Source organism: Stutzerimonas sp. LR2 (genome assembly GCF_055755175.1).
Genome location: NZ_JBVTRR010000001.1, coordinates 164,780 through 187,691, shown reverse-complemented (window position 1 = coordinate 187,691; position 22,912 = coordinate 164,780). Strand labels below are relative to the sequence as shown.

Sequence of the window (22,912 nt, the reverse complement as noted above, 5' to 3'; positions counted from 1 at the left end):
ACGATGCTCCTGTTGGGGGTCATCTGTCCGGTAATGGCCTCGGCTGCCGAGCTTTATCGCTATGTCGACGAACGAGGCGTGGTGGTTCTCGATCGCCACGGCGTGCCGCCGCAGCATATCTCCCGCGGTTATCAGGTGCTCAACGAGCAGGGACGCGTGGTCCGCGAGGTGCCGCCGGCGCCGACCGCCGAAGAGTTCGCCCGGCTGCAGGCGAAGAAGGCGCGCGATGCGTCGGATGCACAGCTGCTGCGTCTCTATGCCAGCGTAGAGGATGTCGAGCGAGCTGAAACGCGCAAACTGGCCGAGCTCGATAGCGTGATCGGTTTGTCTCAGGGCAACCTGCAATCCATCCGCAGTCAGCACAGCAGTCTGCGCAAGCAGGCGGCGAACCACGAGCGGGCGGGGCGCAATGTCCCTGAGAATCTGCTGGCGCAGATCGAAAACCTCGAGAAGGAAGAGCAGAGCCTGTTGCGAGACCTGGCGCGTTTCGAGAAGACGCGTGCCGAGGCGGAGGTCAGCTTCGCCCAGGATCGGCAGCGAGTCGCCGAGCTGCTCGGGCAGAATCCATAAGCGCGTCGACCTGGCGCGCCCCTTCGAAACTTCCTGCTGAAAGCAATCTCGACGCATTAATGGCGATTCGCCATTTTTCTGGATGAATGCGTAGCTTGCTTACTATCATAAAAGACCGCTCTAACTCAATAGTTTCAAGGTCGTGATGAGTTGCTTGGAGTCAGTCTGTACCGTTGCGCAAAATTTTCGGTATGGCTGACTGGCATGAATGATAGGAACCTACGCAGTTATCAGGAGCTTCACAAGCCGAAGGGAAATTTCGCGACTCGCGCTGAATACCTTGAACACGAATTGGAGATCATGGCGCCGAAACGCTGGGGCGTGAACCTGCCGTTTCGTGACTACCGTTTCGAGTACGAAGACTGGGTGCCAGCCATGGCGGCAACCATCGGCAAGATTGTCATGGTGGCCGCAGTGGTCGCAGCGTTCGCCGGTCCGATGGGGCTGTCCAACGAGTTCGTGATCGAGAACGCGCGCTACGAGATGCTGATTGCCGCGCTGCTGTTCGTGGTGCTGTTTTCCGGCTTCCTCAATCCCACCGCCAACCTGGCCGGAACCCATGGTCCGCTGATCCCGCTGATTCCACTGATCGTCGCCTCGGGCGGTCATCCGATGGCGCTGGGCATCATGGTTGGGGTGCTCGGTTTTACCCTCGGCGTGTTCAAGGGTGGCAGCTTGCTGGCGCGGCTGACCAGCGACGGGGTGTGCGGCGGTCTGTTGCTCTACCTCGGCTTCATCGGCATCACCTCGCAGATCAAGAAGCTGTTCGGCTGGGCGGACAGTTTCGACATGGGCTATATCGCCTTTGTCGTGGTCTTCGCGACCATCGTCATGTATGCCTATCTCGAGCATATCCGCATGCGCTGGCTGGCGATTCCGCTGGGCTCGGCTCTGGCTGCGCTGATCGCCTTCGTGATGGGCGCTCCGTTCGAGTTCACCACCGAGCCGGGCGTGCCGAATCTCAATCCAATGTATTGGTGGGGCGAGGACACCGGCTGGCAGATCGGCCTGCCGGACCTGCATCATTTCATCGCGGTCGCGCCTTTCGCCGTGCTGGCGGTGGCCATGTGGTCACCGGATTTTCTCGGCCATCGCGTGTTTCAGCAGCTCAACTATCCGCCCAAGGCGAAGAAGGTGCTGATGAACATCGACGACACCATGTGCGTCGCGGCAGCGCGGCAGATCGTCGGCACTTCGCTGGGCGGGGGCAATCTGGCGTCGTCCTGGGGTACCTTCATGGTCCCGGCGGCCATCGCCAAGCGTCCGATCCCCGCAGGTGCGCTGCTCACCGGCCTGCTCTGCGTGGTCGCCGCGCTCTGGGGCTATCCGATGGACCTGGCCATCTGGCCGCCGGTTCTGAGCGTGGCGCTGATGGTCGGCGTGTTCCTGCCGCTGCTGGAAGCCGGCATGCAGATGACCCGCGAGGGCAAGACCTCGCAGTCGGCAGCCATCGTGATTTTCTCTTCGGCGCTGGTCAATCCGGTGTTCGGTTGGTCACTCACCGTGCTGCTGGACAACCTCGGACTGATCGGTGACAAGGAGCGCGGTCAGTCGCTGAGCCATCTGCACCGCTGGGTGATTCCGACGATTGTGTTCATCGTGCTGTGCGCGGTGATGCTGGGCATCGGCATGTTCCCAGGCATTCCGGCGATGCTCGAATCGTTCCGCATCGATCTCTGAGGTTCTAGCGCACACGAAAAAGGGGAGCCTGGGCTCCCCTTTTTCATGTACAGGTATCAGCGCTGACTGTTGGTGATCAGCGTGCCGACCCCAACGTCAGTAAAAATCTCCAGCAACACCGCATTGGGCACGCGGCCGTCGATGATATGCGCGCTGTTGACGCCGCCCTGCACGGCTTCCAGTGCACAGCGGATCTTCGGCAGCATACCGCCATAGATGGTGCCATCGGCAATCAGCGCATCGACCTGAGCGGTGGACAGCCCGGTCAGCACGTTGCCCTGCTTGTCCATCAGGCCGGCGATGTTGGTCAGCAGCATGAGCTTTTCGGCCTTCAACGCCTCTGCCACCTTGCCGGCCACCAGATCGGCGTTGATGTTGTACGACTCGCCGTTCTCGCCCACGCCGATCGGCGCGATGACCGGGATGAAGTTGCCCTGCACCAGCATTTCCAGCAGCTCGGCGTTGACGCCGGTAACCTCGCCTACATGGCCGATGTCGATGATTTCCGGCTTGGTCATCTCCGGCGTCTGACGGGTCGCCTTGAGCTTCCTGGCGCGGATCAGGCCGGCATCCTTGCCGGTCAGGCCAATGGCGCTGCCGCCATGCTGGTTGATCAGGCTGACAATGCTCTTGTTGACCTGGCCGCCGAGGACCATCTCCACCACATCCATGGTCTGGCTGTCGGTGACCCGCATGCCGTCGATGAAGTGGCTTTCGATGTTCAGGCGCTTGAGCAGATCGCCGATCTGCGGGCCGCCGCCGTGCACCACCACCGGGTTGATGCCCACCGCCTTCATCAGCACGATGTCGCGGGCGAAGCCGGTCTTCAGCTCCTCGCTCTCCATCGCGTTGCCGCCGTACTTGATGACCAGCGTCTTGCCGACGAATCGGCGGATGTAGGGCAGCGCTTCGGACAGGACCTTGGCGAATTGGGTGGCAGCTTCACGGCTGAGGGTCATGCAGGACTCCGCAAAATCAGAACGGCAGTTTGAGGTCGGGTGCAACGCTGAGCAGCTGGCCGCGGAAGACGTCCTGGATGCGGCTGAGCTCTTCTTCGCTGTCGGCCTCGAAGCGCAGTACCAGCACCGGGGTGGTGTTGGAGGCGCGGATCAGGCCCCAGCCCTTGGGATAGTCGACCCGCACACCGTCGAGGGTGATCAGGTTGGCTTCGCCCCATTTGGCGTCGCGTTGCAGGGCGTCCATGATGGTGAATTTGCTTTCCTCTGTCACCGTGATGTTGATCTCCGGCGTCGAGATATCGCAGGGGAAGGCGGCAAACACCTGTTCGGCGTCACGCTTGTCCTGACTGAGGATCTCCAGCAGGCGTGCAGCACTGTAGATGCCGTCGTCGAAGCCGAACCAGCGTTCCTTGAAGAAGATGTGGCCGCTCATCTCGCCGGCCAGCAGCGCGCCGGATTCCTTCATCTTCTTCTTGATCAGCGAATGGCCGGTCTTCCACATCACCGGGCGGCCGCCATAGCCGCTGATCAGCGGGGTCAGGCGGCGGGTGCATTTGACGTCGAAGATGATGTCGGCGCCTGGATTGCGCGAAACCACGTCCTTGGCGAACAGCATCAGCAGGCGGTCCGGGTAGATCATGGTGCCGGCGTTGGTCACCACGCCGACGCGATCGCCGTCGCCGTCGAAGGCCAGGCCCAGATCAGCCTTCTCGGATTTCACCTTGGCGATCAGGTCGACCAGGTTCTCCGGCTTGCCGGGATCGGGGTGGTGATTGGGGAAGTTGCCGTCGACCTCGCAGTACAGCGGGATCACGGTGCAACCCAGGGCCTCGATCAGCTTGGGCGCGATGACGCCGGCCACACCGTTGCCGCAGTCGACCACCACCTTCATCGGCTTGGCCATGGCGATGTCGCTGCGGATCTGCTCGAAGTAACGCTCCAGTACATCGACCTGTTCGACCTTGCCGACACCGCTGGACAGGTCGTTGGTCTCGATCCGCTTGCGCAGCACCTGGATCTGCTCGTTGGCCAGGGTGTCTCCGGCGATGACGATCTTGAAGCCGTTGTAGTCCGGCGGGTTGTGGCTACCGGTGAGCATCACCCCGGACTTGCCGGCGAGGATGTTGGCCGCGTAGTAGAGCACCGGCGTCGGCACCATGCCGATGTCGCTGACGTCGCAGCCGCTGTCGAGCAGGCCCTGGATCAGGTGCTGGACCAGCTCCGGGCCGGACAGGCGACCGTCGCGGCCGACGGAAACGTTGGGTTCACCCTTGGCGAGGCTCTCGGACCCGATGGCGCGGCCGACCCAGTACGCGGTTTCGGTGGTCAGGCTGTCGCCGACAACGCCACGGATGTCGTAGGCGCGGAAGATACTGGCGGGCAAGTTCGGGGCTTTGGCGCTGCTCATTGCGGTTTCTCGCTCCTTGGTGTCGAGGCCGAAGATGTCCTGGTCCTCGTCGAGAATGTCGATGTCGAGAATATCGGTCTCCGGCAGGGGCGGAGCGACGTACTCGGTAGGTTTGGCGGGCCGTACGGCGGGGGCCGCGGCAGGTGCCTGAGTCGGAGCCGATCCGGCGGGGCGGACGGGCAGTCGGACCATGTTCCTGGCCAGTGCGTCGAGGACCGGCAGGCTCAAGGCCGGTATTTGGATGGTCTTGCCCGTGGAGAGTTCCTGCAGCAGGCGACTGATCCGCAGCACGTCTTCGCGCAGCTTGCGTTGCTGGCTGCCGAGCACCAGTTGCAGGCCGATCAGTACGCCGGCCAGTGCCAGCAGCGCCGCGGCGATCAGGTGCAGGGGCGTCAGCATGGCCGGCGCGGCTTCGCTGCCCGGAACGTAGCTCAGCGTCCAGTTGGAATTGCCGCTGGGCAGTGTCAGGGCCGTGGCATTGCCCGGGGTGCCGCGCTGCAGCAGCACTTGCTCCGGTGCGCCGGCGAATTGCTGGCTCAACCGCAGTTGCCCGGCGCCGGCGGGCAGCGTCGGGAGGCCGGCGAGGAGGCGTTCGAGGTCAGTCACCAGCAGCAGCGTGCCGCGAATCGCCTGCTGACCTTCGCCGCGCAGGGCGACGGCGCTGTACAGCAGCCAGCGGTTGTCGACCTTGTACGCTTCGGGGGCGGGCGCCTGGCCGGCTTCCGCACGCTGCAGCAGATCGAGCGCGGCGAAGTTCAGCGGTCCCGGGCGGCTGGTGTCGGGTACGGCGCGGCCGCGGACATTCAGATGCGCGTCGACCACGCCGGGCAGGTCCAGCAGGCGCTGCTCGGCATCGCGTCGACGCTCACCGTCGCCACGCAGCGCGTCGACCAGCATCAGTCGCTCCGTCACCGCCTGGGTATCGCCCTGCAGCTGACGCAGCGCTTGCTGCAGCGCGCTGGCCTGGCTCTGGCCCCAGGCGCTGGCCAGCTGCGTCCGTTGCTCCTGCTCGGCATTCTGCAGGCCCAGCCAGAGCAGCGCTGCCGCTGCGCCGAGGCCGATCAGGCAGCTCGCCAGGCCACCGAGCAAGGGTTTGATGTTGATGCCGCTGCGCTTGCTGCGGGTCTCGGCCGGGTTCAGTACGCCTGAATCCTTGGCGGTGCGCTTGAAGAGTGCCATGAAGCTCCTCGGATCATCCTGAAAGAAGTAAGCGGGGGTATCGCTCAGTGGCTGCCGGAGTGGCCGAATCCGCCGGCGCCGCGATCACTGCTGTCGAAGCTGTCGACCAGTTCGAAACGCGCCTGCACCACCGGCACCAGCATCAGCTGCGCGATGCGCTCGCCGACGGCGATGGTGAATGCGCTCTGGCCGCGGTTCCAGCAGGACACCATCAGCTCACCCTGGTAGTCCGAGTCGATCAGCCCGACCAGGTTGCCGAGCACGATGCCGTGCTTGTGGCCGAGGCCCGAACGCGGCAGGACCAGCGCGGCCAGGGTCGGGTCGGCGATGTGGATGGCCAGGCCGGTGGGGATCAGCAGGGTCTGGCCGGGTTCCAGGACGGTGTCCTGTTGCAGCATGGCGCGCAGGTCGAGACCGGCCGAGCCAGGTGTGGCGTATTCGGGCAGTGGGAAGTCCCGACCGAGGCGCGGGTCGAGGATCTTGGCTTGGAGTGCGTGCATGTCAGGACTCTTTGTAGCGCTCGGCGATGAAGGCTACCAGCGCACGGGCAATATGCCCCTTGCTGGCCTGGCCGAAGCGGGTTTCGTGCTGTTGGCGGTCGATCACGCTGACCGCGTTGTCTTCGCTGTTGAAGCCGATGCTGGGGTTGGCCACGTCGTTGGCGACGATCAGGTCGAGGTTCTTGTCGCGCAGCTTGCGGGCGGCATATTCGAGAAGATTCTCGGTCTCCGCGGCGAAGCCGACGCAGAACGGGCGATCCGCACGGCCTGCGAGGGTGGCGAGGATGTCCGGGTTGCGCACCATCTGCAGCAGCAGGCCATCGCCAGTGCTGGGGTCTTTCTTCAGTTTATGGGGTGCCACCACTTCCGGACGGTAATCGGCGACGGCTGCCGCGGCGATGAGGATGTCGCAGGGCATCGCCGCTTCGCAGGCCGCGAGCATGTCACGGGCACTGACGACGTCGATGCGCTGCACACGATCGGGAGTGGGCAGGAACACCGGGCCGGTCACCAGGATGACCCGCGCGCCGGCTTCGGCAGCGGCCTCGGCGAGGGCGAAACCCATCTTTCCCGAGCTGTGGTTGGTGATGTAGCGCACCGGGTCGATGTTCTCCTGGGTGGGGCCGGCGGTGATCAGCAGGTGCTTGCCGGTCAGCATGCCGGTCTCGAAGCAGTCGGCGGCGGCACGCGCCAGCTCCTCGGCTTCGAGCATGCGCCCCATGCCGATGTCGCCGCAGGCCTGGCTGCCGGAGTCGGGTCCGAACAGGCGAATGCCACGTGCCAGCAGCTGCTCACGATTGGCCTGGGTAGCGGGGTCGGCCCACATGGCCTGGTTCATGGCCGGCGCCAGCGCGACCGGGGCGTTGGTCGCCAGCACCACGGTGGTCAGCAGATCATTGGCGACGCCCTGAGCAAGGCGGGCCATGAGGTCGGCGGTGGCCGGCGCGATCAGCACGAGGTCTGCCCAGCGAGCCAGTTCGATGTGCCCCATGGCCGCTTCCGCCGCGGGGTCGAGCAGGTCCAGGTGGACGGGATGGCCGGAGAGCGCCTGCAGGGTGAGGGGGGTGATGAACTCGCGCCCGCCCTGGGTCATCACCACCCGGACTTCGGCGCCATGGTCGCGCAGGCGGCGGACCAGTTCGGCGCTCTTGTAGGCGGCGATGCCGCCGCCGACGCCCAGGACGATGCGTTTACGATACAGCCGCTGCATAGGCCTGCCTTGTTATCTGGTAGGGATGTCCGGAGTGAGAACCAGGTCTGAAGTTGCCCGGTGCCCCGGAAAAATGACGGGCTAAGATAGCACAGCGCCCACAGCGGAAAAGTGGGCCTGCTCGACAGGGAGATGACATGAGCATACGTGACTGGCCGGCGTCGGAGCGGCCGCGGGAGAAGCTTCTCGATCAGGGCGCGGCCGCGCTTTCCGATGCCGAATTGCTGGCGATATTCCTGCGCACCGGCGTCGCCGGAAAGAGCGCGGTGGACCTGGCGCGCTACCTGCTCGCCGAGTTCGGTAGCCTGCGCGCGTTGCTGGAGGCGGATCTCGATCAGTTCAGCGCACACCTGGGGCTTGGGCCGGCCAAGTTCGCCCAGTTGCAGGCCGTGCTGGAGATGGGTCGCCGGCACCTGGCCGAACGGCTGCGCCGCCATTCGGCACTGGAATCGCCGCAGGCGGTACGCGATTACCTCAAGGCGCGCCTGCGCCACGAACCGCACGAGCTGTTCGGCTGCCTGTTTCTCGACGCCAAGCACCGGGTCCTGGCCTTCGAAGTGTTGTTCCATGGCACCATCGATGGCGCCAGCGTCTACCCTCGGCAGGTGGTCAAGCGTGCCCTGGCGCAGAACGCGGCGGCGGTGATCCTCACCCACAACCACCCGTCGGGCGTGGCCGAGCCGAGCCAGGCCGACCGTCAGCTGACCCAGCGGCTGAAAGACGCCCTGGCGCTGATCGACGTGCGGGTGCTCGATCATTTCATCGTCGGTGACGGCGAGCCGCTGTCGATGGCCGAATATGGCTGGATGTGAGCGTCGCTACGCCAGCAGCGGTACCAGCAGCAGCGGACCGAGCACCAGCAGCACGAAGCGGCCGTTCCAGCCGAAGGCGATGCGCCACGGGGAGATCCCCGCGTGGCGCGCCAGCATCAGCGCCGACGGCCCATAGGGCGACAGCAGCATCGCCAGAGAAAAGCCCACCAGCAGCGCCACCGCCGGCTGCATCACCGCGACGCCGTGGCCCGCCAGCTGGGCCAGCAGTGCGGCGCACAGGCTCAGCGAGATGATCGGCGCGACACCCAGCAGCGCCAGGGCGATGATGGCGAGCATGCCGATGGCGCCGAGGCCGAACAGCGCCAGGGGCGTACTGCTGAAATGACCTGCCAGACGTTCGACCGGAATCAGGATGGCGGTCAGCCCGCCCAGCAAGGCGGAGCAGGCGAAGATGAAAGTCTCGTTACGCATTCCGGCGAGGGTGTCGCGTACCTCGCCGTAGACGGCGGTTGGCGAGCCGCCCTGGCGCAGTAGCAGGCCGATCACGGCGAGCGGCACCAGCAGCATCGCTGCCTGGGTCGCTGAGAGCCAGGTCAGGCTGGCCAGCAGGGCGATCAGCGCAATGCCCAGGAGGCTGCCATACAGCAGCCTGCGCAGCTCACCGGCTGGCGCGGGCGGCCGTTCGCTGCCCATCTGCAGTTGATGCAGCCGGTGATTGTCCATCGTCCAACCGACCACTAGTAGGATTGCCGCACAGAGCAGCCCGAACGGCAGCAGTGCGCTCCAGCTGAGCCCCGGCAGCTCGCGAGTGAGGATCGCCACGGCAACGCTGGTGGGCGCCAGCAGAGGCACCAGGGCGAAGCCGCGCAGTGCCGTGACCATCACCCCGCGGGCGCCCTCGCGCCGCTGTGCCGGACTGTAGCCGCGGCCGTCCAGATGACGTTCCAGCGAGCCGCAGACCAGGTTGAGCATGCCGAAACTCAGCACCGAACTGATGGCGAAGGTGCTCAGCAGATAGCTCGGGTAGAGGCGCCGGCGCGGTTGTCGCAGCAGCAAGCGGTGCAGCTCGCCCAGTTGTGGCAGCCGCTTGACTGCGCAGTGCGCGAGCCCCAGCGCGCCGATGAACGCGCCGTAATAGGCAGCGGCAGCCAGCATCCGCTGCGCCTGTTCCCAGCTGGGCGTGCCAAGCAGCAACCAGTAAGCGAGCAGGCCGAGCGTGACCAGCCCCAGCCGGCGCGGGTAGGGCATCAGCGAGCGCCAGTGCCAGAGGAAGAACAGTACCAGCAGGGCGCCGCTGATCACGCTCGGCCATTGCAGGCGGGAGACCAGCGCGAACAGCTCGCAGGCGAGCGCCAGTGGCAGCAGGGCCAGCATCGGTCAGGGCAGCTCGCTGCGCAGCTTGCCGCGCTGGTAGACGCCTTCACCAAAGGCCAACAGGCGATCTTGCTCGTCCAGCAGGTCGCAGCTGGCCATGAATACCTTGTGCCCGGAGGAGCGGCAGCGTGCCACCGCGCGGATGCGGCTGCCGGCTGGCGCCGGTGCGCTGAAGTTGACGTTCATCGACAGTGTGGTCGCCACGCGGCGCTGGTCCGCCTGCTCGGTCCAGGTGCCGCACAGGCCCATCGCCACGTCGAGCAAGGTTGCGCTGACGCCGCCGTGCAGGTTGCTGGCGTTGTTCAGGTGGCGCGGCTGCAGCAGCAGTTCGATCACCACCCGCTCGGGGCCGTACTCGGTCAGGCGGCAGCCGAGATCCTGAAAGAAGCCGGTTATGGAGGCTTCGACCTGCTGGCGTGAATGCTCGGACATAAGGGCGTATCGGTAGGAAGTTGCGCCGCAGAGTGGCAGCCTTTAGCCTGCTGGTCAATCTGACGGAATGCCATTCCGCACTGCGGAATATGCGGAATGTGAGGAGGGACTTGGGATGTTCGAACGTATCGGAATCATCGGTGCCGGCGCCATGGGGCGGGGCATCGCTCAGCTGTTTGCCAGCGCGGGCAAGCAGGTGTGGCTCTACGATGCGCGCGGCGAGTCGGTCGCCGAGGCGCTGCGTTTCAATCGCGAGCTGCTGGAGCGCAGCCTGGCCAAGGGCCGCCTGAGCACCGAGGCGCTCGACGCAACCCTGGCGCGGATGCGGCCGGCGTCGACGTTGCAGGAGCTGGCCGGTTGCGACCTGCTGATCGAGGCCATCGTCGAGAATCTCGAGGCCAAACAGGCGCTGTTCGTCGAGCTGGAGGCGCTGGTTGCCGAGGACGCGGTACTGGCGACCAATACCTCGTCACTGTCGGTCACGCGGATCGCCGCGGCCTGCCGGCACCCGCAGCGGGTGGCCGGTTTCCATTTCTTCAACCCGGTGCCGTTGATGAAGCTGGTGGAAGTGGTGCGCGGCGAGCGCAGCGATCCGCAGGTGATCGAGCGGCTGGTCAAGCTGGCGGAAGAGGCCGGGCATTTCCCTGCGATCACACCGGATACTCCCGGTTTTCTGGTCAACCATGCCGGTCGCGCCTACAGCACCGAGGCGCAGCGCATCCTCGCCGAGGGCATCGCTGATGCCGAGCAGATCGACCGCATCCTGCGCGACGGCCCGGGCTTTCGCATGGGGCCGTTCGAACTGTTCGACCTCACCGGTCTGGACGTCTCTCACGCCGTGATGGAGTCGGTGTACCAGCAGTTCTACCAGGACCCACGCTATACGCCGTCCTACCAGGCAGCGCAGCGGGTCGCCGCCGGTCTGCTCGGGCGCAAGAGCGGCCAGGGCTATTACCGCTACGACAATGGCCAGCAGATGCGAACGCCGGCGCCGGCCGTCGAGCCAGTCCCGGTGGACCGCCCGTTCTGGCTGGACAGCCAGGACGCCGAGCTGCGCGGTTGGCTGGCAGCCTTGCTGGGCCAGACGGGTGCGCAGCTGGAGTCGGGCGAGACGCCGTCGGAACGGGCCATCTGCCTGATCACTCCTTTGGGTGAGGACGCCAGCTCGATGATCGCGCGTCTGGATTTACCGGCGGCGCGTTGCGTCGCCTACGACCTGTTTAGCGATCGCGAACGGCGGCACGTGCTGATGCGTACGCCTGCGCTCGACCCCGCGCTGGAAGCCCAGGCGCGGCAGGCGCTGGGTGGCGACGGCGTGCCGGTGGAGGTGATCAACGATTCGCCGGGGTTCGTCAGTCAGCGCGTCGTGGCCAGCATCGTCAACCTGGGCTGCGAGATCGCGCAGAAGGGCATCGCCGATCCGCATACGCTGGACCGGGCGATTACCCTGGCGCTGGGCTACCCGAAGGGACCGCTGGGTTTCGCCGAGCATTATGGTGCGGCGCGCGTCCTCGCCATTCTCGAGGCGATGCAGGCCTGCTATGGCGGTGAGGCGCGCTACCGGCCGAGCCCCTGGCTGCGCCGGCGGGTACAGCTCGCGCTGCCCCTGAGCGCGCCGGAGCGGGCGTCGGCACCCTAGTTATCGAGGCGACCGGAGGCGCGCGCCGGCGCCTTCAGTTTGTCCGGCCGCGGCCGTTAAGCCTGGGGTGAGCCTTCGATAACGGCACGGTGCTACTAAGGCACTACTGTTCTTTGTCGGAGGCTGTGGGTACAACGTCGGATCAATCCGACAAGAACAAGAGGCCCGTCCATGAGCCCCGCCAACCGCCACCCCAAGGCCATCGTGTTCCATGTAGCGCTGATCGTCGGTCTGCTGCTCATGCATTACTGGCTGGCCCCGCCCCTGCTGTTGACGGCGCTGTTGCTGCTCGCCGCGGCGCTATGGCCTTGGTTCACCGTCTGGCGCGCGGCAGACGACGGCGCGACGGCTGCCGATACGCCGCCGGCGTTCAGTGAGCTGACCAAGAATCTGTCGCGCAACACCTGCCACAACGCGCTTTCCGCCGCTCAGGTCGCCTTCAGCGCCGAGCAGCTCGCCAGCCGCCTGCAGTCGCAGCTCAAGGCAGTGAGCGAAATTGCCAACGGTGCCGAGGCGATTGCGGCCACCGAGCAGGACAGCGCCGAGCGCGCCCGACACACGCTGGACGCCGCACAGTCGGTGCGTCAGCGCAGCGATGCCGGTCAGGCCGAGTTGCAGCGCGCCATCGAGCGGATGCAGCAGCTCAGCGCGCAGACCCATGCCAGTCGCGAGCTGATCGACGGCCTGTCTGCCCGCACCGAAGAGATTCGCCGGATCACCGACGTGATCCAGTCCATTGCCAGCCAGACCAATCTGCTCGCGCTCAACGCAGCCATCGAGGCCGCCCGCGCCGGCGAGGCGGGGCGCGGCTTTGCCGTGGTGGCCGACGAGGTGCGCAGCCTGGCGGCGCGTACCTCCAGCGCCACCGAAGAAGTGGGGCGCATGGTGGCCGACATTCGCCAGCAGAGCGAAGCGGTGGTCAGCTACATCCAGCGCCAGGCCAACGAGCTGGACGCCGCCGCCGAGCAGATCGCCACCACCGGCGAGCAGCTCAGCGGTATCGCCGGGCTGGCCGGCAGCGTCGAGTCCCAGGTGGAGCAGATCACCACCGGCACCGCCGACAACCATCAGCGCCTGACCGGGCAGTTCGTCGCCCTCGACCAGCTGCGCGCCGACGCACTGGACAGCGAGAAACAGACCCGCCAGCTGGAGCAGGCCGCCGAGCGGCTGGTGGCCCAGGCCGAGAGTGCCAGCGAGCAGCTCGCCGAGGTGCAGCTGGACGACTATCACCAGGCCATGTTCGATCTGGCGCGGCAGGGCGCTGCGGCCATCGCCGAGCGGTTCGAGGCGGACATCCAGGCCGGGCGGGTCAGCCTCGATGATCTCTTCGATCGCAACTACCGGGCGCTGCCCAATACCGACCCGGTGAAGTACCAGACGCGCTTCGACAAGTATGCCGACGAGGTTCTGCCAGCGATCCAGGAACCGCTGCTGCAGCGGCATCCTGCACTGGTCTACGCCATCGCGACGACCCCGGAAGGCTATGTACCGACCCACAACCGTGCCTTCAGCCAGCCGCCGGTGGGCAATCCGGAGATCGATCGGGTCAAGAGCCGCAGCAAGCGGCTGTTCAACGATCGCACCGGCGGCCGCTGCGGCAGTCATCAGCGGCGCCTGCTGTTGCAGACCTACAGTCGCGACACCGGCGAGCTGATGCATGATCTGTCGGTGCCGATCATGGTTCGCGGGCGCCACTGGGGTGGGCTGCGGCTGGGCTATCGCCCCGAGCAATAAGGCCGATCCCGAGGTTGGCGCGATCGCCCTGGCCCTGTGCAGCTGCACGGGCCAGGGAGCGACTAAGCTTGCTGGCTACTGGTTCTGCGGAGATGCAGCCGATGAAGACGCTCACCGATCACCTCGCGCAATACGCGGCCTACCACCGCGACCCGCGCAACCTGCTCACCCATTTCGTTGGCATTCCCCTGATCGTGGTGGCCGTGGCCGTGCTGCTGTCGCGCCCCGGCATCGCCTGGGCGGGCCTGTGGCTCAGTCCGGCGGCGCTGGTGTCGCTTGTCGCCGCGCTGTTCTATCTGCGTCTGGACCTGCGCTACGGCATGCTGATGAGCGCCGTGCTGGCGCTCTGCCTGTGGCTGGGTGCGCTGGCCGCCGGAGCGGGCACGGCGCTCTGGCTGGGTATCGGCGTGGGGTTGTTCGTGGTCGGCTGGATCATCCAGTTCATCGGCCACTATTTCGAGGGGCGCAAGCCGGCGTTCGTCGACGACCTCAGCGGGCTGATCATCGGGCCGCTGTTCGTCGCGGCCGAACTCGGCTTCATGCTCGGGTTGCGCGAGCCGCTGCGCCTCGCCATCGAGGCGCGGGTCGGGCCGGTGCGTCTGCGCCACACGGCCGCTCACGGCTGACGGTCCTCAGGGCTTGGCGGCCATCCACTGGTCGCTGAGGCTGCGCGCATGGCGGTCGACCATGATCGGCGCGAACGGGCGGCCCGAGGCGGTGGTGAGGTTGTTGCTGGCGCTGTTCATGTCCTGCAGCGCCACCCGGAGGAAATCCCAGCGGGTCTTGAGCTTGGCCAACAGCGGGTCGCGCTTGCCGTCCAGCTCGGCGAGCTGGGCGTCGATGGCCGGCACCAGGTGGCGCTCATCCTGGCCGAGGTAGGTATCCGGCTGTTCGCGGGCGATTTCGAAGGAGCCGATATAGGCGCGGCTGAGGTATTGCACGGCAAGGTATTCGACCTTGGCCGGCAGTTCGGCCTGGCTGTCGGCGCCCTGCTGGGCGCGCACGGCCGTGAGGAAATCGCGTAGCGCCTTGCTCATCTGCAGCGGAAAGCCCCAGGGCATGTCGTCTTCGGCGGTGCCGAAGCTCGCACCTTCGCGAAGCCGGGCCAGCAGTTCCTGATGGCTTTCGCGTAATGCGCTGGTGGGGTTGGGTACCTGCATCAGGGCGGCGTTCAGCGCCCGCAGATCGTCTTCCAAGCGCAGCAGGTGTGCCTTCTGAAACCCTTCGCCACGGTAGAGCAGCAGGCTGCTGGTCGCGCGGTTGGCGTGAATCTGCATGTTCTGCAGCGGGGTGGTCGGCTCGGCAGCCTCGGTGAGGCCGGGCAGCATGCCGAGGATCAGCAATAACCAGAAGCGAGTGAAACGGTCCATTGTCGTGCTCCTTTTTTATTTTTATAGAAGCGATGCGTGCGTGGCAGCAGCATTCCTGAGCCTAACGGACCACTGGCTATCTGGTATCACCCCAAAGAATGATTTGCAGGGGGAGGACAGAAGGGCGGAGATGTGCTGCAGCTGACGCGCCGGCAGGTACTCGCTGCGCAGTCACCGGCGGCAGGGCGGTCCAGAGCGGATGCTAGAGCATCTTCTCCAGTCCGATCACGTCGGCGAACCAGGCGTTGAAGCGTCGCCAGAGCCCGCCGGGCTCCTTCTCCAGCACGCGCAGGCGACCGCCGTCCTCGGCGATCCAGACCAGCTGCTGGCGCCCGTCGCGCTCCTCCAGGCGTACCTCGTAGCTGAGCGCGGGCGACATGCCCTCCAGGGTCAGGCGATGGACCTCGCGGGCCAGCTCATGGCTTTCCACCAGCACGCCGACTTCGCTGTTCCAGAGCACCGAGCGCGGATCGAAATTCAGCGAGCCGATGAACACCTTTTCCTGATCGAACACTGCCGCCTTGCTGTGCAGGCTGGATTCGGACTCGCCGAGAAAGCTGTAGGACGGCTCCTGTTGCGGCTGCCGGCGCAGCTCGAACAGGCGCACGCCATGCTCCAGCAGTTCGCGGCGGTAGGGTGCATAACCACCGTGCACGGCCGGCACGTCGGTCGCCTCCAGCGAATTGGTGAGGATGCGTACCGTCACCCCCGCACCGGCGCGCTCGGCCAGGTACTCCACGCCACTGGCGGTCGGCACGAAGTAGGCCGATATCAGTGTCAGCTCGCGGCTCACCGCTTGCATGGTCGGTGCCAGCTGAGTGGTCAGCAGCAGCGAGGTGGCCGGTATGCCCTCGGCGAGCAGCTTCTCCGGGGCATCCCACATCGCCTCGCCCGGTGCCCAGATGAGCTCATCGAGCCATTGCTGCAGCTGCGGCTCCTGTTTGTACTGCATCAACCGCTGGTACTGCTCGCTGTTGTCCTGCCGCGCCTGCTGCAGGTAGTCGCGCAGCTGCCGGCGGGCCTTGTCCAGGCCGCTGGCCTTCGGCTGCCACCAGAGAAAGCGCTGGATCGGCACGCTCAGTTGATTGTTCCAGTACTCGTCGAAACTCCGCGCCAGCTGCTCGGCCACCGGGCCGGCGCCAAGCAGGTCGATGTCGGTGAAGTTCATCGCCTGGTCGGCCTCGAAGTACTCGTCCCCCAGGTTGCGCCCGCCAACGATGGCCAGGCTGCCGTCGACCAGCATGAGCTTGTTGTGCATGCGCCGATGCTGCAACGACAGGTGCAGCAGGCGGCCCATGGTTCGGGTAATCGCGTTGCTGCGGCCCAGGTGCAACGGGTTGAAGACGCGGATCTGGACGTTGGGATGGGCGGCGAGGGCGCCGATGCGGTAGTCCTGGCCGTCGCTGGTGGTGTCGTCCAGCAGCAGGCGTACACGAACGCCACGGTCAGCCGCCTGCAGCAGCTCGTCGATGAGTGCGCGGGTGGTCAGGCCGTCATGGACGATGTAGTACTGCACGTCCAGGCTGAGCTGGGCGGCGCGGATCATTTCGCTGCGGGCCGTGAAGGCCTCGGTGCTCTCGGCCAGCAGGCGAAAGCCGGAGTAGCCGTCCGGCTGGGTGGCAGCGAGCTGCTGTAACCGCCGGCCGAGGGGAGAGGCGTCCGGGGCGACCGAGTAGGACTCGGTCGGGGCTGGATGGCTGGCGCAACCGGCCAGCAGCACGAGCAGCAACAGCGTCAGATAGGCGCGCAAGGTTTCTCCGGGTCTGCATCCATTCATTCCATGCTTGGACGCTGCGCTTCGTCGGAAAATTCAGAAGCGATCCTTCAGTCGATACCAGAGCATGCCCATGGCCAGCAGCGGCGAGCGCAGCAGGCGGCCACCGGGAAAGGTCGGGTGCGGCACCTTGGCGAACAGATCGAAGCCATGGCTCTGCTGCGCCGTGATGGCTTCGGCCAGCAGGCGACCGGCCAGATGAGTGGCATTCAGCCCGTGCCCGGAATACGCCTGGGCGTAGAACACGTTGGGCTGCTCGGGCAGGCGCCCGATCTGCGGCAGGCGATTGGCGCCGATGCCGATCATGCCGCCCCACTGGTAGTCGATGCCGATGCCGATCAGCTGCGGGAACACCTCGAGCATTTTCGGCTGCATGTAGGCGGTAATGTCTTTCGGGTCGCGGCCCGAATAGTGGCAGGCGCCGCCGAACAGCAGACGGCCGTCGGCCGAGAGGCGGAAGTAGTCGAGCGCCACGCGCTGGTCGCAGACTGCCGTATTCTGCGGCAGCAGTTCGCGGCACAGCGGTTCGGGCAGGCGCTCTGTGGCGATGATGTAACTGCCGGCCGGCAGCACCTTGCCGGCGAGCTTCGGCTGCAGGCCGTTGAGGTAGGCGTTGCAGGCGAGCACCAGGGTTTCTGCCTGCACCACGCCATTGGCCGTGTGGACCTTGACCTGCGGGCCATACTCGATGCGTTCGACCTTCGACTGCTCGAACAGGCGTACGCCCAGCGACTGCGCCGCGGCCGCCTCGCCAAGCGCCAGATTCAGCGGGTGCAGGTGCCCGGAGCCCATATCCAGCAGGCCGCCGAGGTAACGCTGCGAGCCGATCACGGTGGCTAGGTTCGGTCGCGATACCCGTTGCAGCGGATGCGGATAACCCAGGCGCAGCAGGTCGGAATAGTCTTCGTCGAAGCCCTTGAGATGACGCGGCTTGGTTGCCAGGTCGCAATAACCCCAGGTCAGGTCGCAATCAATGGCATAGCGTTCGATGCGCTGGCGAACGATCTCCACCGCCTCGAAGCCCATGCGCTTGAGCTCGTCCACACCCTCTTCGCCGAGGATGTTGGTGAACTGCTCGACATCATGGCCGACGCCGCGGATCAGCTGGCCGCCGTTGCGCCCGCTGGCGCCCCAGCCGATACAGTGCGCTTCCAGCAGGATGACGCTGAGCCCGCGTTCGGCCAGTTCGATGGCGGTATTGAGGCCGGAGAAGCCGCCACCGACGATGCACACGTCGGCCCGCTGTTCGCCCTGCAGGGGCTCGAAGGACAGCTCGCGGTTGACGCTCGCGGCATAGTAGGAAGGTGCATGGTCGCTGGTGTTCGAAGCGGATGCACGATGATTCACTGAAGTGTCATGAAAGGTCTGCATCTTTCTAGGGTAGACCGGAGCGGTGCCGCGGGGCAAAGGCGAGCTGGACCGACGGTGCCACGACTGGCTTGTCGCGGTACGTCCGGATGTGCACCGGAGGCTCTAGTCCGGGACCGGCAGGTCGAGGGACTCCTTGATCTCTTCCATCACGATATAACTCTTCGATTCCCGCACGTGGGGCAGCTTCAGCAGGATGTCGCCAAGCAGCTTGCGGTAGGAGGCCATCTCCGAAATGCGCGCTTTGACCAGGTAATCGAAATCACCGGACACCAGATGGCACTCCAGTACATGGGGTAGCTTGAGCACCGCGCGGCGGAATTCCTCGAAAATGTCGCCGGACTTGTACGCCAAGCTGATCTCGACGAACACCAGCAGACCGGCCTTCAGATGCTGCGGATTCAGCCGCGCCGAATAGCCCATGATGATGCCCTCGCGCTCAAGGCGCCGGACCCGCTCGGTGCAGGGCGTGGTGGACAGGCCGACGCGCTCGCCCAGTTCGGTGAACGGCAGACGCCCCTCGGCTTGCAGGATGCGCAGGATATGACGATCGATCTTGTCCAGTTCGCGTCGGGTCTGATGGCGAGTTCGCAAGGGAAATACGCTCCAAATAAAGCGGCTCTGGCGTGAATTATGGCCAAAGATAGCTTTTTATATGGTGAATAACACTGCTTCAGCCTTTTTATACTCCGAATCAATAGTGAATCCGGAAAAGCCTGTTCGAGCGGGCGGGAGGCTGCAATGCGTGTACTGGTACTGGGTAGCGGAGTCGTCGGCACCGCCAGCGCCTACTATCTGGCGCGGGCCGGTTTCGAGGTGGTTGTGGTCGATCGGCAACCGGCCGTGGCAATGGAAACCAGCTTCGCCAATGCCGGCCAGGTGTCGCCGGGTTATGCCTCTCCCTGGGCCGCGCCGGGTGTGCCGCTGAAGGCGATGAAGTGGCTGCTGCAGCGTCATGCGCCGCTGGCCATCAAGCTTACCGGTGATATCGACCAGTACCTGTGGATGGCGCAGATGCTGCGCAACTGCACTGCGGCGCGTTATGCGGTGAACAAGGAGCGCATGGTGCGATTGTCCGAGTACAGTCGCGACTGCCTCGACGAGCTGCGCGCCGAAACCGGTATCGCGTACGAAGGGCGCCAGCTCGGTACCACGCAGCTGTTCCGCACTCAGGCCCAGCTGGATGCAGCGGCCAAGGACATCGCCGTGCTGGAGCGCTCCGGCGTGCCGTACGAACTGCTCGATCGCGCCGGTATCGCACGGGTCGAACCCGCCCTGGCCAAGGTCTCGCACAAGCTCAGTGGGGCCCTGCGTCTGCCCAACGACCAGACCGGTGACTGCCAGCTCTTCACCACCCGTCTGGCGGAGATGGCCCGAGCCCTGGGCGTCGAGTTCCGTTTCGAGCAGAACATCCAGCGTCTGGAACATGCCGGCGACCGCATCGCCGGGGTGTGGATCGACGGCAAGCTGGAAACTGCCGATCGCTACGTGCTGGCCTTGGGCAGCTACAGCCCGCAGATGCTCAAGCCGCTGGGCATCCGCGCGCCGGTCTACCCGCTCAAGGGCTATTCGCTGACCGTGCCGATCAGCGATCCGGCGATGGCGCCGCAGTCCACCGTGCTCGACGAGACCTACAAGGTCGCCATTACCCGCTTCGACCAGCGCATCCGCGTCGGTGGCATGGCGGAGATCGCCGGCCACGACCTGTCGCTCAACCCGCGTCGGCGGGAGACCCTCGAAATGGTGGTGGGCGACCTCTATCCGCAGGGCGGGGATCCGTCTGACGCGGTATTCTGGACCGGCCTGCGACCGGCCACGCCCGATGGCACACCGATCATCGGCGCGACCCCGTATCGCAACCTGTTCCTCAACACCGGTCACGGCACACTGGGCTGGACCATGGCCTGCGGCTCTGGCCGGGTGCTCGCCGATCTGCTCGCCTCCAAGCGCCCGCAGATCAGCACCGAGGGCCTGGATATCTTCCGTTACGGCAAGCACAAGGAGAATCACAAACATGCCCATCCGGCGGCTGCACACTGAGACGCGCTACAGCGAGGCGGTGATCCACAACGGCGCGGTCTATCTGTCCGGGCAACTGGCCGATGACCTGACCGGAGACATCCGTCAGCAGACCCGCGAGACGCTTGCCAGCATCGAGCGCCTGCTGGACGAGGCGGGCACCAGCAAGGCCCGCCTGCTCTCGGCGACCATCCACCTCAAGGATATCGCGGGCGACTATGCCGGGATGAACGAGGTATGGGACGCCTGGTTGCCCTCGGGCACCGCGCCGGCGCGGACCACCGTTCAGGCACTGATGTACGCCCCTGATGTGCGGGTGGAAATCACGGTCGTCGCTGCGATGCCCGACTTGGCAGGCCCGGTACTCTGACCATCGGCCGCGTGCCGCGCGACGAGCCGCCCGGTACGCGTGTTGTAAATTCTGAACGCCATTGCCATCATAAGCCCCCTCATCGCTTCGCTCTTGAAAGGGGGCTCCCGTATTGGACGTCGGTGTTCGACTGCAAACCATCCGCAAGCTCAAGGGCCTGTCCCAGCGCGAACTCGCCAAGCGCGCCGGCGTCACCAACAGCACCATTTCCATGATCGAGAAGAACAGCGTCAGCCCGTCCATCAGCTCGCTGAAAAAGGTGCTGAGCGGCATTCCGATGTCGCTGGTGGAATTCTTTTCGCCTGACTTCGATCAGGACAGCGATACCCAGGTGGTCTACAAGGGCAGCGAACTGATCGATATTTCCGACGGCGCGGTGAGCATGAAGCTGGTGGGCAAGGCGCACCCCGGTCGTGCCATCGCCTTTCTCGACGAAACCTATCCGCCGGGCTCCGATACCGGCATGGACATGCTGTCGCACCAGGGCGAAGAGGCCGGCATGCTGGTCGAGGGGCGCCTGGAGCTGACGGTGAGCGGCCAGGTCTACGTGCTGGAAAGCGGCGACAGCTATTACTTCGAGAGCAGCAAGCCGCATCGTTTCCGCAATCCGTTCGATGTGCCGGCGCGGCTGATCAGCGCCACCACACCGGCGAATTTTTAACGCGACCAGCGCGTCTCGTTCGAAAGTTCGATGCGACAAAGCGTCGCTGGGAATAGCTGGGCCTTTCGTATTGTTTCAGCCGGCATGGCTTGCCGGTATACTGACCGCCGCTCGCGATACCGTGGCCGCGGGCGTGTCTAGCCACAATGAGGGTGTAAGGTGAACCTGATTAAGAAGATCCTGGTAGCACAGACTGCCGTATTGGCCCTGTGGGCAATGAGCGCTCAGGCTGCGACCGACGAAGCAATCGCCGAGCGCCTCAAGCCGGTGGGCGAAGTATGTATCCAAGGTGAAGAGTGCGCAGCCGCTGGTGCCGGTGCTGCCGCAGCCGCCGGTGGTGCAGCTCGCAGCGGTTCCGACGTGTATGGCAAGTTCTGCACTGCCTGCCACGGCTCCGGTCTGTTGAACGCACCGAAGACCGGTGACAGCGCCGCCTGGTCCGCCCGTGCCGACGCTGCCGGTGGTCTGGACGGCCTGCTCAAGCACGCCATCAGCGGCATCAACGCCATGCCGCCGAAGGGCACCTGTGGCGACTGCTCCGATGACGAGCTGAAGGCCGCCATCCAGCACATGTCCGGCCTCTGATCGAGCGCCGCGTCATCAACAAAGCCGCCTCCGGGCGGCTTTGTCGTTTCTGGAGGGAGCAAAGCGCGGCTGCCTCGAGTCGAAACCGATAGGCCGATTGGCCTGACTCATCGACCCGAGCAGGAGGCCCCGCATGCCCAGTACCGCGCCGCATCCCGAACAGCTGCAGCTCTGTAGTGACGGGCGCACGCCCAACAGCCCGCACCCGGTGCTGATCTATCGCCAGCTACCCTTGGCGGGGCCGAGCCCGGCCGAGGCGTTCGAGCGATTGTTCGACAGCCATCTGTGGCCCTCCGCCTGGCGCGGAACGGTTTACGACTACCACCATTACCATTCCACCGCCCACGAAGTGCTCGGCGTGGCCAGCGGCTGGGCGCGGCTGATGCTCGGCGGGGAGAAAGGCGAGGAGGTCGAGCTGCGTGCCGGCGATGCGCTGGTATTGCCTGCCGGCACTGGCCATTGCGCACTGGAGGCCAGCGAGGATTTTCAGGTGGTAGCCGGTTATCCGCTGGATCAGCAGTACGACATGCAGCGCCCCGATGCGGCCAGCCATGATGCCTCGCGGGCACGCATCGCCCGCGTCGGCGTGCCCGTCAGCGATCCGCTGGCCGGCACGCAGGGCGCACTGGTGACGCTCTGGCGCGGGGAGGCCGTGCCTGTCAGCCGATGAGTCGGCGCAGGTCGCGCTCAGTCGATGAACTGCACCGCGCCATCGGCCAGCGAGGCGACCCGGGCGAGTGACTCGACGCGGTAGCCAGCCTCTTCCAGTTCCTTGCGACCGGTCTGGAAGGATTTCTCGATGACGATGCCGAGACCGGCGATGCTCGCACCGGCCTGGTTGATGATCGAGATCAGACCCTTGGCGGCTTTGCCGTTGGCCAGGAAGTCGTCGATGATCAGCACGCGGTCGTTGGCAGACAGGTGCTGCGTCGATACAGCGATGGTGCTTTCCACCTGCTTGGTGAACGAATAGACGGTCGCGGTGAGCAGGTTGTCATGCAGGGTCAGCGACTGATGCTTGCGGGCGAAGATCACCGGTACGCCCAGCTCCAGGCCGGCCATCACGGCCGGTGCGATGCCCGAGGCCTCGATGGTGACGATCTTGGTGATCCCGTCATCGCGGAAGCGACGAGCGAATTCTCGGCCAATGGCCTGCATCAGCACCGGGTCGATCTGGTGATTGAGGAACGCGTCGACCTTGAGAACCCGGTCGGAAAGCACGATGCCATGACTGCGAATCTTATCTTTCAGCTGTTCCACGAACGCTACCTCAAGCGTGGGCGGCCGCGGCTTGCCTGACGCTCGGC

General features: G+C 65.5%; 22 protein-coding genes. 11 read left to right on the top strand and 11 right to left on the bottom strand.

What is annotated here, in order from left to right; genetic code table 11:
* The first annotated feature begins 3 nt into the window (after positions 1-3).
* Together ACVRRC_RS00875 and ACVRRC_RS00870 are read left to right on the top strand one after the other, a co-directional pair.
* Entirely contained in the window at positions 4-570 is a 567-nt protein-coding gene (locus ACVRRC_RS00875) for a DUF4124 domain-containing protein (RefSeq protein WP_041771627.1), read from the top strand.
* A gap of 204 nt (positions 571-774) precedes the next feature.
* Positions 775-2,250, top strand: coding sequence for a DUF3360 family protein (locus ACVRRC_RS00870; protein ID WP_011911703.1), 1,476 nt, complete (start codon positions 775-777; stop codon positions 2,248-2,250).
* Positions 2,251-2,306: 56 nt separating this feature from the next.
* Here ACVRRC_RS00870 and argB read toward each other — a convergent pair whose 3' ends face one another.
* From argB to coaBC, 4 genes are read right to left on the bottom strand one after another with little or no spacing between them, the layout of a single operon-like run.
* Positions 2,307-3,209, bottom strand: a complete 903-nt coding sequence (gene argB, locus ACVRRC_RS00865) for an acetylglutamate kinase (RefSeq protein WP_011911704.1) — start codon at positions 3,207-3,209, stop codon at positions 2,307-2,309.
* A gap of 16 nt (positions 3,210-3,225) precedes the next feature.
* On the bottom strand, positions 3,226-5,796 hold the full coding sequence (locus tag ACVRRC_RS00860; RefSeq protein WP_013981596.1) for a phosphomannomutase/phosphoglucomutase: 2,571 nt from the start codon (positions 5,794-5,796) through the stop codon (positions 3,226-3,228).
* 44 nt (positions 5,797-5,840) lie between these two features.
* Positions 5,841-6,296 (bottom strand): dUTP diphosphatase, encoded by a 456-nt coding sequence (gene dut / locus ACVRRC_RS00855; protein WP_011911706.1) that lies wholly within the window; start codon positions 6,294-6,296, stop codon positions 5,841-5,843.
* A gap of 1 nt (position 6,297) precedes the next feature.
* Positions 6,298-7,506 carry a bifunctional phosphopantothenoylcysteine decarboxylase/phosphopantothenate--cysteine ligase CoaBC gene (gene coaBC / locus ACVRRC_RS00850; RefSeq protein WP_472996516.1) on the bottom strand — a complete coding sequence of 403 codons (1,209 nt, stop codon included), beginning with the start codon at positions 7,504-7,506 and terminating at the stop codon, positions 6,298-6,300.
* A 137-nt stretch (positions 7,507-7,643) separates the two neighbouring features.
* Between coaBC and radC the strand changes: the two genes are divergently transcribed.
* Positions 7,644-8,318, top strand: a complete 675-nt coding sequence (gene radC / locus ACVRRC_RS00845; RefSeq protein ID WP_014595659.1) for a RadC family protein — start codon at positions 7,644-7,646, stop codon at positions 8,316-8,318.
* Between the two features lie 6 nt (positions 8,319-8,324).
* On the opposite strand, the gene ACVRRC_RS00840 is transcribed toward radC, so the two are convergent.
* Positions 8,325-9,653 (bottom strand): hypothetical protein, encoded by a 1,329-nt coding sequence (locus ACVRRC_RS00840; RefSeq protein ID WP_256518576.1) that lies wholly within the window; start codon positions 9,651-9,653, stop codon positions 8,325-8,327.
* A gap of 3 nt (positions 9,654-9,656) precedes the next feature.
* Positions 9,657-10,085: a PaaI family thioesterase gene (locus ACVRRC_RS00835; RefSeq protein ID WP_013981598.1), complete on the bottom strand. Its 429-nt coding sequence runs from the start codon at positions 10,083-10,085 to the stop codon at positions 9,657-9,659.
* Positions 10,086-10,200: 115 nt separating this feature from the next.
* On the opposite strand from ACVRRC_RS00835, the gene ACVRRC_RS00830 reads away from it, so the two are divergent.
* From ACVRRC_RS00830 to ACVRRC_RS00820, 3 genes are all read left to right on the top strand, one after another.
* Entirely contained in the window at positions 10,201-11,724 is a 1,524-nt protein-coding gene (locus tag ACVRRC_RS00830) for a 3-hydroxyacyl-CoA dehydrogenase (protein WP_106442713.1), read from the top strand.
* 171 nt (positions 11,725-11,895) lie between these two features.
* Positions 11,896-13,458, top strand: a complete 1,563-nt coding sequence (locus ACVRRC_RS00825) for a methyl-accepting chemotaxis protein (protein WP_014595662.1) — start codon at positions 11,896-11,898, stop codon at positions 13,456-13,458.
* 101 nt (positions 13,459-13,559) lie between these two features.
* Positions 13,560-14,084 carry an Mpo1 family 2-hydroxy fatty acid dioxygenase gene (locus ACVRRC_RS00820; protein ID WP_068506899.1) on the top strand — a complete coding sequence of 175 codons (525 nt, stop codon included), beginning with the start codon at positions 13,560-13,562 and terminating at the stop codon, positions 14,082-14,084.
* Positions 14,085-14,090: 6 nt separating this feature from the next.
* Here the strand turns inward: ACVRRC_RS00820 and ACVRRC_RS00815 are convergent, their stop codons facing one another.
* The 4 genes from ACVRRC_RS00815 to ACVRRC_RS00800 form a co-directional block, all read right to left on the bottom strand.
* A complete protein-coding gene (locus ACVRRC_RS00815) occupies positions 14,091-14,828 on the bottom strand; it encodes a hypothetical protein (RefSeq protein WP_472996515.1) in 738 nt (245 codons plus the stop codon).
* Between the two features lie 202 nt (positions 14,829-15,030).
* A complete protein-coding gene (locus ACVRRC_RS00810) occupies positions 15,031-16,578 on the bottom strand; it encodes a phospholipase D family protein (RefSeq protein ID WP_053526902.1) in 1,548 nt (515 codons plus the stop codon).
* 60 nt (positions 16,579-16,638) lie between these two features.
* Positions 16,639-17,973 (bottom strand): NAD(P)/FAD-dependent oxidoreductase, encoded by a 1,335-nt coding sequence (locus ACVRRC_RS00805; protein WP_017246159.1) that lies wholly within the window; start codon positions 17,971-17,973, stop codon positions 16,639-16,641.
* 102 nt (positions 17,974-18,075) lie between these two features.
* Positions 18,076-18,564, bottom strand: a complete 489-nt coding sequence (locus ACVRRC_RS00800) for an Lrp/AsnC ligand binding domain-containing protein (protein ID WP_003295466.1) — start codon at positions 18,562-18,564, stop codon at positions 18,076-18,078.
* A gap of 147 nt (positions 18,565-18,711) precedes the next feature.
* Between ACVRRC_RS00800 and dadA the strand changes: the two genes are divergently transcribed.
* The 5 genes from dadA to ACVRRC_RS00775 all read left to right on the top strand — a co-directional run bounded on the left by dadA (position 18,712) and on the right by ACVRRC_RS00775 (position 22,275).
* A complete protein-coding gene (dadA, locus tag ACVRRC_RS00795) occupies positions 18,712-20,010 on the top strand; it encodes a D-amino acid dehydrogenase (protein ID WP_013981605.1) in 1,299 nt (432 codons plus the stop codon).
* Positions 19,985-20,359: a RidA family protein gene (locus ACVRRC_RS00790; protein ID WP_014595665.1), complete on the top strand. Its 375-nt coding sequence runs from the start codon at positions 19,985-19,987 to the stop codon at positions 20,357-20,359. The genes dadA and ACVRRC_RS00790 overlap by 26 nt, the downstream gene beginning before the upstream one ends.
* 112 nt (positions 20,360-20,471) lie before the next feature.
* Entirely contained in the window at positions 20,472-21,020 is a 549-nt protein-coding gene (locus ACVRRC_RS00785; RefSeq protein ID WP_011911718.1) for a cupin domain-containing protein, read from the top strand.
* A gap of 159 nt (positions 21,021-21,179) precedes the next feature.
* Positions 21,180-21,605: a c-type cytochrome gene (locus tag ACVRRC_RS00780; protein WP_011911719.1), complete on the top strand. Its 426-nt coding sequence runs from the start codon at positions 21,180-21,182 to the stop codon at positions 21,603-21,605.
* A gap of 133 nt (positions 21,606-21,738) precedes the next feature.
* Positions 21,739-22,275 carry a cupin domain-containing protein gene (locus ACVRRC_RS00775; protein WP_045159340.1) on the top strand — a complete coding sequence of 179 codons (537 nt, stop codon included), beginning with the start codon at positions 21,739-21,741 and terminating at the stop codon, positions 22,273-22,275.
* A 17-nt stretch (positions 22,276-22,292) separates the two neighbouring features.
* Here the strand turns inward: ACVRRC_RS00775 and ACVRRC_RS00770 are convergent, their stop codons facing one another.
* A complete protein-coding gene (locus ACVRRC_RS00770; protein WP_013981607.1) occupies positions 22,293-22,865 on the bottom strand; it encodes a xanthine phosphoribosyltransferase in 573 nt (190 codons plus the stop codon).
* Positions 22,866-22,912: the final 47 nt, after the last annotated feature.